Here is a 12645-nt window from a genome sequence, read left to right as displayed (position 1 = left end):
AACCCAAATTAGCTTGGGCACAGCACGAAAAGGAATTGAGGAAGTATTATGTCTATCGAAGAAAATAAAGAAGCACGCCATAAAGCTCGCCAACAAAAAGTCAAAGAACAGGTAGACGCAAAAATCGCTGCTGCTCAAGAGGAAAAAGGTCTGCTACTGATCATTACCGGAAATGGTAAAGGTAAATCGACATCAGGATTCGGTACGATCGCACGCGCAGTGGGTCATGGTTTGAATTGTGCTGTCGCGCAGTTTATTAAAGGTACTTGGGACAACGGTGAGCGCAACCTACTTGAGAAACTCGGCGTTGAATTCCAAGTAATGGCGACCGGCTTTACATGGGAAACTCAAAACAAAGCCGCTGATACCGAAGCAGCGCAAGGCGTATGGCAAGAATGTAAACGCATGCTGCAAGACGACTCTATCGATGTCATCTTGTTTGACGAGCTAACTTATATGGTGAGCTACGGCTACATCGACTTAGACGAAGTGGTCGAAGCGCTGAGCAACCGACCTAAAATGCAGTCGGTTATTATTACTGGGCGTGGCGCACATCGAACCCTGATTGAAATGGCCGATACCGTTTCTGAAGTGAAAAATGTAAAGCACGCATTTGAATCTGGCGTAAAAGCCCTCAAAGGCGTCGATTGGTAACACTCGCAGAGTAATTTAAAAAGGGTTGGCAAAATGCCAACCCTTTTGGTTTTCACGCACGGTTAGTTGAAAAGATTCTTCAATAAACCATCGACCGCATCTTTGGTTTTCTCGTCTTTGATTTTGTCCGTTAGCTTCTCCACGCCACGATCGATTTCTTTTTGAGCTTTCTGCTTCAGAACATCATCGAATACGAGCTTGAATTTAGGTTCTGCCCACTTACCAGACACATTGATTGGAATCGTGATGTCTTTCAGCTCATCTATATCTTTACCGCCCTGGCCTTCTAGGCTGCCTACAACTGACGTGCTGATAGTAAAGTCGACTGTTTCATTGATGTAGTTTGCGATACCTTTACCACGAACACGTAACAATGGAGACTGAGCTTGCATATTATCCGTTGATACTACACCTTTGTTGAGTTTCAATGTCGCCGTCATCGCACTGAAGTCTGTTTTCTTAGCTTCATTGGTGCCTTCAACTTTTTGCCCTTTAAATTTCGCATAGTTTTCACGAATCAACTGAGCAACGTTGATGCCATTCACCGCACCGTCAGCAAAATTGATAACAACCGTACCAGATAGATTCTTCTTGATACCGGTAGGCGTGAGACTCTTACCTGTAACATTCACATCAATGTTACCTGTCCCTTCAAGTTTGTCGTTCTCAGCAACGTCTATAAGTAGCGGTTGAACTTTCACGCCTTTGATTGACTTTTTAACGCTGTAAGTCGCTGGTGATTGGCGTGCATCTAACTTCGCTGTCGCTGAGATTGAGCCTTGGTACAACTTCGAACTAAATGATGTAAGCTCAAACACGCCACGATTTACAGTGAAGCTCGTTTTTACCGCTTCCATCTTCGCATTTGCCGCTTTGAATTTGTCGATGGTAATGTCACCCTTTACATCTAACGTTTTCAACGCAGACAAATCAGGCTCAACCTCAGGTCCGGCAGGAGCACTCTCGCCACCAGAAGCAGGCTTATTACCTTCGGCAGCTTGCTTATCTAACCCTAAAAACTCATCAAGATCGATATTGGGGCTATGGAGAGCAAAGCGTACTTTAGGAATATCACCGAGTGTCACATCTGCCTTACCATCTAGGGCGACAGCATTCGCTGTTAACTTCTCTAGAACAAAACTCAGATGGTTTTTCGTTAGGTCGAAAGACAGATCAGACACCATGTCGACTTTCATCGGGGACTGAGGTAAAGCATCACCCTCAAAAGTCGATTTAAGAGTTAACTTATCCAACTGTACTTTGCTGATAGCCTTGTCCACGCTAAGTTGACCAGCACCCTGCATATCTAACTTCATACCACCAGCGACACCCTTAATGGCATAAGTCAGGTTATTTACTTTATCGAATTCAAACGTGTCTAAACCGATCGTTGCCGATTCAATTTTATTGGCAGGGTCAGAGTATGTCGCATCAAAGTTGATGTTCTTTAGCGCGTAGTTTGCCAAACCTTTTTCTAGCTTAAAGTCTGCCTGACCTTTCGCGGTGAACTTTTGGTCGTTCATTTCGCCCTTCACGCCAAAATCAGCCGTTGTCCAGTTGTCAAAAGCGAATTCGGAAAGGTTTAATGAAATATCATAAAGTTTGGTGTAACTACCGGCTTGCTTATCCTGCATTTCTAATGAACCGTTAGAAACCGTAACGCCAGCAAGATTAATACTCCAATCAGAACCAGAAGTTTGCGTTTCACCATTTTGCGTAGGCGCAGCATTGCTCTCTTGTTCTGCTTGTTGTGTTTGGGCTTTCGTCAGTGCATCAATATTCTTGCTGCCATCTTTCTTGGTTTCAATGTAGAACTCAGCACCATCAAGCGTGACGTTTCCAATTTCAAGCTGTTGACTAAAAAGTGGCATAACAGAGATGTCTACACCAACGGTATCAACTTTGAATAAATTGGGTTTACTAAAGCCTTGTGGGTTTCGCAATTCTGTATGTCCCAACTCAAAGCCAATTGATGGGAAAAATTGCCAACTGATATCCCCTTCAATCACCAACTCTAATCCCGTTTGCTTTTGCGCTTGCTCAACAATAAGGGGTTTAAACTGATTCGGATTGACGAAGATGGTTAACGCTAAAATTGCGACCAAAATGACCACAATCGGTATTGCTAGAATTAAGAGCAGTTTCTTCATTTGTTTTTCCTTGCTCGAGTGTTTTTACAATTATAAGCGCAGACTCCATTTGCCGCTGACAGTTCCACAAAAGCGTGAAAAGTGTCTGGTTTTAACCTGCAACTGACTAATTTAAAAACAAAAAAAGAAGTGGCACTTAAGGTGCCACTTCTTCTCCTAAAAATAAAGCGATATAGCCGTCTATAGGCTTAAGCTTTCAAAAGTCTTGCAATGTGAGCTTTTAATACATCAATTGCGATACGGTTTTTACCACCGCGAGGAACAATAATGTCCGCATATTGCTTAGAAGGTTCGATAAACTGCATGAACATCGGACGTACTGTTTGTTGGTATTGCTTAAGAACAGACTCCATAGTTCGGCCTCGTTCTTCCACATCACGCTTAACACGGCGAAGCAAGCAAATATCTAACGGTGTGTCCATAAATACTGTCGCATGCATCAAATCACGAAGACGAGGGTCTGTAAGAAGAAGGATACCTTCTAGAATGATCACCTTTTTAGGTGTCATTGTGGTGGTGTTAATTGTTCTTGTGTGCTCTGTGTAGCTGTACTCAGGCACTTCTACTGCTTCACCACGTACCAATTTTTCTAGGTGCTCACACAGTAGGTCGTGGTCCAACGCACTCGGGTGATCGTAGTTCGTCTTTACTCGCTCTTCCATGCTTAGGTGGCTTTGGTCGTTGTAGTAGCAATCTTCCGTGATGACACCGATTTGATGATCGCCTACTTTCGCGCGAAGCTCATTATAAATAGTGCTCGCGATCAGACTTTTTCCAGAAGCAGAAGCGCCAGCAATACCTACGATGACGCATTGATTATTATCAGACATTAGTTTGCACCCGATGATGATTTCTAGTCACATAAAAAGATAAACTGCCTGATTATAGGGAGTTCACCCCATAGTTACTAGTTGGAATTAGGGTTTAGTCATAAGTTTCTGCCTGCTCAGAGGATTAACCTCCGAGCAAACGTTAAAATGTGCAATTATCAACCAACAGGCATAGTAAACTTAGTTCACCATTGTAAAGCTAATCGCATCAGGTTTTGCTTTGCCTTGCCAAAACATCGTGCTACATACGCGATCGGCAAGTTGCTTATAATACCCTGCATGCTCACTTTCTGGGCGTCTTGCTACCGTTGGCACGCCAGCGTCAATATCTTCTCGCATCGAGATATGAAGCGGAATTTGTCCTAACAATGCTAAGCCAAATTCTTGCGACATTTTTTCAGCTCCGCCCATACCAAAAATATGCTCTTTCGCGCCACATTGACTACAAATGTGATAACTCATGTTTTCCACAACACCAATGACTGGGACATGGACTTTGTTAAACATTGCCGCTCCCTTCCTTGCATCGGCAAGGGCTAAATCTTGCGGCGTTGTGACTAGCACGCTACCTGTTACCGGAATTTGTTGTGACAGAGTCAATTGAATATCCCCCGTTCCTGGCGGCATATCAATCACCAAATAATCCAAATCTGGCCAATCTGTTTCAGTTAATAACTGCGACAATGCTTTTGAAGCCATTGGACCGCGCCATATCGCCGCTTCTGATTTATCCACCAAATAACCGATAGAATGAGTATAGATGCCGTGAGCAAAAATGGGTTCCATCCACTTGCCATCACGAACTTCTGGTTTAGCATCTTCTTGCCCCAACATCATAGGTACAGACGGACCATAGATATCTGCATCCAACAATCCCACTTTCGCCCCAGATTGAGCAATCGCCAACGCTAAGTTAACTGCGGTAGTAGATTTACCAACGCCACCTTTCGCAGAACTGACGGCAATGATGTTCTTAACACCCTTAACCGAGTTAGCCACTTGAGTTTCTAAAGCTTTAACTCCAAGGCGAATATTAAATGGGAATTCAGCCACTTTACCCGAGGCTTGCTGCTGTTTGATCCAGTCATGCAGTACGGTTTGAAGCTCATTACTTGCGAATGGCAACGTTATATCAATAGAACCCTGTGTCGTAATCGAAATTGCGCCATGAATATCTGCCCAGTTTTCCACCAACTGTGGATGTTGGAATTGGTTAAACCAGTGACAAAAATCTTGCTTTGAAGTGAACTGATGCATAAGCCCTCCTTTTAGATGTCATGCTACCACCGTCTAGGCTCAACCAGAACCCCAAAAAAACTAAGGCATTCCGCAGTTTGACACCTTGGAGTTAGTCAGTTCATGGGGTAGTATTATCCATCAAAATTTATTTATACCTATCAAGAAAAGCGAATATTAAGTATGGCAAACGATCCAAAAAACTTTCCGTCAAGGAAAATGCTGGTAACTTGTGCCCTTCCGTACGCTAACGGTTCGATCCACCTTGGTCATATGCTTGAGCATATCCAAGCGGACATTTGGGTTCGTTACCAACGCCTACGCGGCAACACTGTAAACTTCATCTGTGCTGACGATGCTCACGGCACGCCAATCATGCTTAAAGCGCAACAGATGGGTATTACTCCTGAAGAAATGATTGCCGCAGTTAGCGAAGAGCACCAAAAAGACTTCGCTGGATTTGATATCAGCTTTGATAACTACCACAGCACGCACTCAGATGAGAACCGTGAGCTAGCGTCACACATTTATCTTGAGTTGAAGAAAAATGGCTTTATCTCTAGCCGCACTATCTCTCAGCTGTTCGATCCAGAAAAAGAGATGTTCTTACCGGACCGTTTCGTAAAAGGTACCTGTCCAAAATGTAAGTCTGAAGACCAGTACGGTGACAACTGTGACAACTGTGGTGAGACTTACAGCCCAACAGAACTGATCAATCCTAAATCTGCGGTTTCTGGTGCGACGCCAGTAATGAAAGATTCAGAGCACTTCTTCTTCGACCTGCCTCAGTTTGAAAGCATGCTAAAAGAGTGGACTCGCTCTGGCTCGCTACAAGCTGAAACAGCGAACAAAATGCAAGAATGGTTCGAATCTGGCTTGCAGCAATGGGATATCTCACGTGATGCACCATACTTTGGCTTCGAGATCCCTGGTGAGAAGAACAAATTCTTCTACGTATGGCTAGACGCGCCTATCGGCTACATGGGCTCTTTCAAAAATCTATGTGACAAGCGCGACGACCTAGATTTCGACGAGTATTGGAAAAAAGACAGCTCAGCAGAGCTGTACCACTTCATCGGTAAAGACATCGTTTACTTCCACAGCCTATTTTGGCCAGCAATGCTAGAAGGTTCTGGCTTCCGCAAGCCTAACAACGTATTCGTACACGGTTACGTAACCGTAAACGGCGCGAAAATGTCGAAGTCTAAAGGTACGTTCGTAAAAGCAAGCACTTACCTAGAGCACCTAGACCCTGAGTGTCTACGTTACTACTACGCTGCGAAGCTAAACAGCCGTATCGACGATCTAGATCTTAACCTTGAAGACTTCACTCAGCGCGTAAACGCTGACGTTGTTAACAAGATCGTTAACCTGGCATCTCGTAACGCAGGTTTCATCGCGAAACGTTTTGAAGGCAAACTGTCTGACAATTTTGCAGAGCCTGAACTTTACAACGAATTTGTTGCTGCTGCTGACCGTATCGCTGAGCTTTACGAAACGCGTGAGTTTGGTCGTGCAATCCGTGAAATCACGGCATTGGCAGACAAAGCTAACCAATACGTTGATGAAAAAGCACCGTGGGTTGTAGCAAAAGAAGAAGGCAAAGATCAGGAACTACAAGACATCTGTTCTGTCGGTATCAACCTGTTCCGCGTACTGATGACTTACCTGAAACCAGTAATGCCATCGCTAGCTGCACGTACTGAAGCGTTCCTAAACCAAGAGCTAACTTGGGAAAACATCGCTGCTCCACTAACAGGCCACGAGATCACTAAGTTCAAAGCACTGTTCAACCGTATCGATCCGAAGAATGTTGAAGCTATGATCGAAGCGTCTAAAGAAGATGCGGCGGTAGAAATGGCGGCGAAAGAGAAAGCTGAAGCGGAAAAGAACAAGGCTAGCCAAACCGAGCTAGACAAAGAACCAATCGCTGAAGAGATTGAGTTCGATGCTTTTGCTGCAGTAGATATGCGTATCGCTCGTATCATCTCTTGTGAAGAAGTACCAAAAGCCAACAAACTGCTTAAGTTCCAATTGGACATCGGTGGTGAAACTCGTCAGGTATTCTCTGGCATCAAGTCAGCTTACAAACCTGAAGAGCTAGAAGGCAAGCTAACGGTAATGGTAGCAAACCTAAAACCTCGTAAGATGAAGTTTGGTATGTCTGAAGGTATGATCCTAGCGGCAGGCCCTGGTGGTAGTGACCTGTGGATCCTTGAGCCACACGAAGGCGCTCAACCTGGCATGCGCGTAATGTAAGTTGTAGCTTTACAATCAAATTTAAAAAGTCCTCGCCAGTTCAGCGGGGACTTTTTTTGACTGAATTCACACTTTTGGGGAATTTGTGCACCAAACTTGTACAGCACCTCTCCCATCACAACCCTAAATTACTGTTTTAATAGAATTTAATTAGTGGCATCAAAACTGCAATCTTCCTTGTTAGGTCCAAACACTAACAAGGAGTTGGTTATGTTTGTTTTGATTTCCACACTATTGTCCATCGCTATTTTAGCTGGAATATATCACTTATCTTCTAAACGAGAGCAGCAACATGCGCGCAAATATCAGCTGTTAACATTGTTGCGAGATGTTGTTCACCTTCTGAGATACCACCGAGCTGCTACTCACTACTCGCTTCAATTCCAACAAAACGATCAACAAAAATTGGACGCTCTTAATGATGCTCTGACTAACAAGCTTCATCTTTTAGTCGAAACCTCACGGTTTGAAAACAAACCCATGTATCGCGTATTACAGATTAAAGTAGGGAAACTACTTGAACAATGGGATGACCATAGTGTTGCAAGAAACCAGATGGAGCATGGTAAGTTGATTCGTCATTGCTTGTTTTTGATGGATGAAGTAACCATCGCATGGCTAGCGGTTGAGCAAAGAGATGACTTGCATAATGAGTATCACATGAACTGGCAAAACATTATGGATAGCTTGGAGACCCTGACTCAGTTACGAATCAGCATTCAAGATTTAGGAGAACAAGGCGGAAATGAGCGTTTCAAAAACTATGCATCGGTCATGATGCGTAAGCTAAACCAACTAGCGGTTATCGCTCCACTTAGCATTACCTCTCCAGCTTCCACGCGCTCAATAGAGACGCTAAATGAATACGTGACAGGGAGTCATGTCGACTTAACAGAAGCAGAGCTTTATGGCGTCACATCGGACTTGTCATTGACCATCTTCAATACTTACGACCATGTCCTTTCAGATGTCGTAGAGTCATTATATCTACCGTTGCCCAGACTCTCGCTAGCAGGATAAACGTTCCATGCCTTATTATTGGTGCTAGGTCCGTCGCCGACTTATAAATAAAAACAAAAAAACCGCAGGCCTAAGGCACTGCGGTTTTCGTTTATTCAACTTGTCAGCGCTTAGCTGTCGTCTTCCGTGAAGTTCGTTGGTAATTGCTTTTTCATTTCGTTCCAGATCAACGCACTTTCCATACCATAATGACGAATCACTACTGGTAGTTGCTCACGCTGGCCACTTTCACAAGTTTCGAGCAATTGATGGTAAAACTTCAGAGCTAGCTCACGAGAAGCTGGATTTGAGAAGTAGTAGCTACCGACACGATCGTAGAGCTTCTTCAAACCATTAAAGATCAAACCGTAAATTTGATTTCCTGAATGGAATGCTAGGCGCTGGAAAAGCATATAATCGTAAAAGTTGAACGTTTTAGCAATCAAGATTTCTTGACGCTTCGCTTCATCTTTCTCGTTATCTTCTTTCACATTCTGCAGAACTTTTTCAGCATACGGCGAAGAAGCGATGAATTCGTCCCAGGAAGCCGCATTCATTAAAGCTTCACAAGATTCGATTACGTTCTTAATTGTACGCTCAGAGCTCTCTTTGTTCGCTTTAAATGCATAGCGCATAAAGATAGGACTGATGTTAGTACGTGCCGCAAGCAGATCTTCTACAATGTTTGTCGCATTATCAACGTCTAGCGTCATTAAAGTATCCAAAATATGCAGACCAGAGGTCTCCATAAATTGGTTAACTTTCGTAGGTTTGCCGTGCTGGATAGTCAGCCATCCATCACGGGCTAGTCGTTGAAGAACCTCTCTTAAAGTCGTTCGAGTAACACCAATCAGTTCGGACAGCTCGCGCTCAGCAGGTAAAATTGAGCCTGGAGGAAAACGGCCGTTCCAAATGCTCTCGATAATATATTTTTCTGCGAATCCCGCAGGGCTTTTCGCCTTTATGACCATTCTACTTTTTATCCAATATTGATTTCTGAGGGTCGATACTACTCATCATACCACTACTTAGCGGTTTGAGAAAATTTACGATCAATAGTGGAAACGACTCCATAACATAGAGTTAATACTCTATATGTTGTGTCAATTTAAGAGGCTCTAACATGCGAGCGAAAGCAGTAAAATATGAATTTTTATTTAATTAAACAGCTCACAAATCTCGGAGAAATAAAGACAACCGTGTCACATTTTTATATTCAAAATATGAAAAATTACTTTGTATATCACGGTTAATATTCTTTCTTAATTTGCCTTTTCTCGTCACTGACCGTCATTTAAAATCCAAGAGGATTTTTTTAAGACTTTCATGGTATAGTAACGCCGTTTTGATCGCGTTATTACATTTAAAAAGTCATTTTAGTCGGTAGCATCACGTTTTGTTATTGACTAATAAATGCCTGAGTGTAGAGTTTGCGGTCGAAAGTGAGCGGTGCTTGAGTTCAGGGGAAGTAACTTGGCAAGACTACAATAAACAAAGGATTGTTGTTTTACTAAGTTATTGTTTTTAAAGACTAGTTAATAAGTCTAACAAACAGATACTTAAGCACTATTGTAGTGTCTATTCATAATTTTGTTATAAAGAGAATTATCATGCCGATATCGCTCGGAAACGCTTTTATCAAGAACTTCCTTGGTAAAGCGCCTGATTGGTACAAAGTTGCCATTATAGCCTTCTTAATAATTAACCCGATTGTATTCTTCCTAATAAACCCATTTGTAGCTGGATGGTTGTTGGTCGCTGAATTTATTTTCACGCTAGCAATGGCATTAAAATGCTACCCATTACAACCTGGCGGTTTACTTGCTATTGAAGCCATTGCTATCGGCATGACTAGCCCTGCGCAAGTTAAGCACGAATTAGTAGCAAATATCGAAGTACTGCTACTTCTGGTATTTATGGTTGCGGGCATCTACTTCATGAAGCAGCTATTGCTGTTCATTTTTACCAAAATTTTACTTGGCATTCGCTCTAAAACCCTACTATCACTCGCGTTTTGCTTTGCTGCGGCATTTTTGTCTGCGTTTTTGGATGCCTTGACGGTTATCGCCGTTGTTATCAGCGTGGCGATCGGCTTTTACTCTATCTATCACAAAGTGGCGTCTGGTAACCCTATCGGTGACCATGACCATACACAAGATGACACGATCACTGAACTAACGCGTGATGACCTAGAAAACTATCGTGCCTTTTTGCGCTCTTTGTTGATGCATGCTGGTGTAGGTACTGCCTTAGGTGGCGTAACCACGATGGTTGGTGAACCTCAAAACTTAATTATTGCAGACCAAGCGGGTTGGTTATTTGGTGAATTCCTAATCCGTATGTCTCCAGTGACACTACCTGTATTTTTCTGTGGTCTCATCACTTGTGCTTTAGTTGAAAAGCTTAAAGTGTTTGGCTACGGCGCGAAGCTTCCTAACAACGTTCGTCAGATCCTCGTCGATTTTGACCGTGAAGAGCGTAAAACGCGAACAAATCAAGATGTCGCAAAACTCTGGGTTCAAGGTCTTATTGCGGTTTGGTTGATCGTTGCACTCGCTTTGCACTTAGCGGCTGTCGGCTTAATTGGCCTTTCTGTGATCATTTTAGCGACCGCATTTACTGGTGTCATTGAAGAGCACTCCATGGGGAAAGCGTTTGAAGAGGCCCTGCCCTTCACTGCACTGCTTGCAGTATTTTTCTCGATCGTTGCTGTAATCATTGACCAAGAACTGTTTAAACCAGTCATCGATGCGGTGCTTGCCGTTGAAGATAAAGGTACTCAGCTAGCTCTGTTCTATGTGGCGAATGGCTTATTATCTATGGTGTCGGATAACGTGTTCGTTGGTACGGTTTACATCAATGAAGTAAAAACTGCACTCATTGAGGGCCTCATTACTCGTGATCAGTTCGACTTACTGGCGGTGGCAATCAATACTGGTACTAACCTGCCTTCTGTTGCAACGCCAAACGGTCAAGCGGCATTCCTATTCTTACTCACATCGGCTCTCGCTCCATTAATTCGTCTGTCTTACGGTCGAATGGTTATCATGGCGCTGCCTTACACCGTCGTTCTTGCGATTGTCGGTCTGATGGGAATCATGTTCTTCCTAGAGCCTGCAACCGCTTCTTTCTACGAAGCTGGTTGGATTTTACCTCATAGTGGTGATCTGACTCCCGTAGTATCCGGTGGTCACTAAAATTTGAGTTGATTAGGAAACTTATCCACGATAAAAAGCTCTGAGTATTCAGAGCTTTTTCTATTTCAGACAGGAACAAAAACGTGACTATTTTAAATTCACTTAACCAGTTTTCAAAGGGACGTTTATCGTGGCTACTGCTTCTGCTATTCGTCGTTTTCTTTGAAGCATGTGCCCTCTATTTTCAGCACGTCATGATGCTTGCACCATGTGTCATGTGTATTTATGAAAGAGTCGCGATGATGGGAGTGGGCGTCGCTGCAATGGTTGGTATATTGGCACCCAAGAACCCAATTTTCCGCTGGCTAGGTTTGATAGGCTGGGGATTAAGTGCTTACAAGGGTTTGTTACTTGCAATGCAGCACGTTGACTACCAGTTTAATCCATCACCATTCGCGACTTGCGATTTATTCGTCACATTCCCTAGCTGGGCTCCGCTCAATCAGTGGGTTCCTTGGATGTTTGAAGCATATGGTGATTGCTCTAAGGTTGTGTGGCAGCTCCTTGATTTATCAATGCCACAATGGTTAGTAGTAATTTTTGCAGGCAATTTAATCGCTTTGGCATTAATTGTAATTGCACAATTCTTCCCTGCAAAACGCGTTAATCCAATTCGTTAATCCTACTGACGCGTAAAAATTAACAAAAAGCCGACCATCTGGTCGGCTTTTTGTTAAGTGGATAGCGCGGCGATTCGATTTAGCCGCGTGATTGACCACAGCACTGCTTGAATTTTTTTCCGCTCTCACAAGGACAGGGATCATTGCGCCCGATACCTTTGAATGGGTTTAGGCTTTGAGCTTTATTGCCTACCATCAACTCATCCGCGCCCAGCGCGACTTCACCGACCATTAAATCAAGCTGGTCGACTAAATCTGTCAGGGCCGGTGGCGTTTCAATACCTGCGTCACGCATCTGTTGCTGCGTTGCTGGCTCATCGATCGCCAGCATCAAAGTGGTCAGTAATGCTTGCAGCATACGCTGTAATCCATCATTGAGCTCAACGTCTTGCCACTGTTCTTCAATCATTGGCCAAACAGACATAAAGCCTTCGGCAAAATCAGCAAGTTGTTCAGGTTCTTTGCCTGTTAGCTCTAGCACGGAATATTCGTTTCGTTGAATTCGGTTATGCTGCTTGTGAATTTGCTCTTCCACAGCTGGTTGAATCGCTTTGAATCCCTCACCTAATAGCGGCTCTAACCACTTTTCAGGAGCGAGTGGTTTTGTCGTCAGATTCGCAGCTAACACTGCGCCTTCGATAAATTGGCAAGATTCATCAACGTGAACTTCACCTTTTTCAATCAATGTGTATTGCATGGC

At 43.5% G+C, this 12645-nt stretch carries 10 protein-coding genes; 5 read left to right on the top strand and 5 right to left on the bottom strand.

The features are described 5' to 3' along the window. Positions 1 to 48 precede the first annotated feature (48 nt). The gene (cobO, locus tag R7E00_RS06240; RefSeq protein WP_005380837.1) at positions 49 to 654 is read left to right on the top strand and encodes a cob(I)yrinic acid a,c-diamide adenosyltransferase; all 606 of its coding nucleotides are present in this window, start codon (positions 49 to 51) and stop codon (positions 652 to 654) included. A gap of 62 nt (positions 655 to 716) precedes the next feature. Here cobO and R7E00_RS06235 read toward each other — a convergent pair whose 3' ends face one another. From R7E00_RS06235 to apbC, 3 genes are all read right to left on the bottom strand, one after another. Next, positions 717 to 2804: an AsmA family protein gene (locus R7E00_RS06235; RefSeq protein ID WP_258479762.1), complete on the bottom strand. Its 2088-nt coding sequence runs from the start codon at positions 2802 to 2804 to the stop codon at positions 717 to 719. A 188-nt stretch (positions 2805 to 2992) separates the two neighbouring features. Continuing rightward, positions 2993 to 3634, bottom strand: coding sequence for a uridine kinase (udk, locus tag R7E00_RS06230; protein WP_005380833.1), 642 nt, complete (start codon positions 3632 to 3634; stop codon positions 2993 to 2995). 180 nt (positions 3635 to 3814) lie between these two features. Beyond that, a complete protein-coding gene (apbC, locus tag R7E00_RS06225; RefSeq protein ID WP_005380830.1) occupies positions 3815 to 4891 on the bottom strand; it encodes an iron-sulfur cluster carrier protein ApbC in 1077 nt (358 codons plus the stop codon). 162 nt (positions 4892 to 5053) lie between these two features. Between apbC and metG the strand changes: the two genes are divergently transcribed. Both metG and R7E00_RS06215 read left to right on the top strand, forming a co-directional pair. Continuing rightward, positions 5054 to 7129 carry a methionine--tRNA ligase gene (gene metG / locus R7E00_RS06220; protein ID WP_053306621.1) on the top strand — a complete coding sequence of 692 codons (2076 nt, stop codon included), beginning with the start codon at positions 5054 to 5056 and terminating at the stop codon, positions 7127 to 7129. A gap of 210 nt (positions 7130 to 7339) precedes the next feature. Continuing rightward, positions 7340 to 8149 (top strand): hypothetical protein, encoded by an 810-nt coding sequence (locus R7E00_RS06215; protein WP_191116264.1) that lies wholly within the window; start codon positions 7340 to 7342, stop codon positions 8147 to 8149. 110 nt (positions 8150 to 8259) lie between these two features. Here the strand turns inward: R7E00_RS06215 and fadR are convergent, their stop codons facing one another. Then, positions 8260 to 9099: a fatty acid metabolism transcriptional regulator FadR gene (gene fadR / locus R7E00_RS06210; protein ID WP_005380824.1), complete on the bottom strand. Its 840-nt coding sequence runs from the start codon at positions 9097 to 9099 to the stop codon at positions 8260 to 8262. A gap of 639 nt (positions 9100 to 9738) precedes the next feature. Here fadR and nhaB point away from each other — a divergent pair. Together nhaB and dsbB are read left to right on the top strand one after the other, a co-directional pair. Beyond that, the gene (gene nhaB / locus R7E00_RS06205) at positions 9739 to 11325 is read left to right on the top strand and encodes a Na(+)/H(+) antiporter NhaB (RefSeq protein ID WP_005380822.1); all 1587 of its coding nucleotides are present in this window, start codon (positions 9739 to 9741) and stop codon (positions 11323 to 11325) included. 83 nt (positions 11326 to 11408) lie between these two features. Further along, positions 11409 to 11945 carry a disulfide bond formation protein DsbB gene (gene dsbB / locus R7E00_RS06200; protein WP_031779052.1) on the top strand — a complete coding sequence of 179 codons (537 nt, stop codon included), beginning with the start codon at positions 11409 to 11411 and terminating at the stop codon, positions 11943 to 11945. A 79-nt stretch (positions 11946 to 12024) separates the two neighbouring features. Here the strand turns inward: dsbB and R7E00_RS06195 are convergent, their stop codons facing one another. After that, the gene (locus R7E00_RS06195) at positions 12025 to 12642 is read right to left on the bottom strand and encodes a YecA family protein (RefSeq protein WP_033905759.1); all 618 of its coding nucleotides are present in this window, start codon (positions 12640 to 12642) and stop codon (positions 12025 to 12027) included. Positions 12643 to 12645 lie beyond the last annotated feature (3 nt).

This window comes from Vibrio sp. Vb1755 (assembly GCF_033338635.1).
Taxonomy (GTDB): domain Bacteria; phylum Pseudomonadota; class Gammaproteobacteria; order Enterobacterales; family Vibrionaceae; genus Vibrio; species Vibrio alginolyticus.
This window is presented reverse-complemented; position numbering and strand designations above follow the sequence as displayed.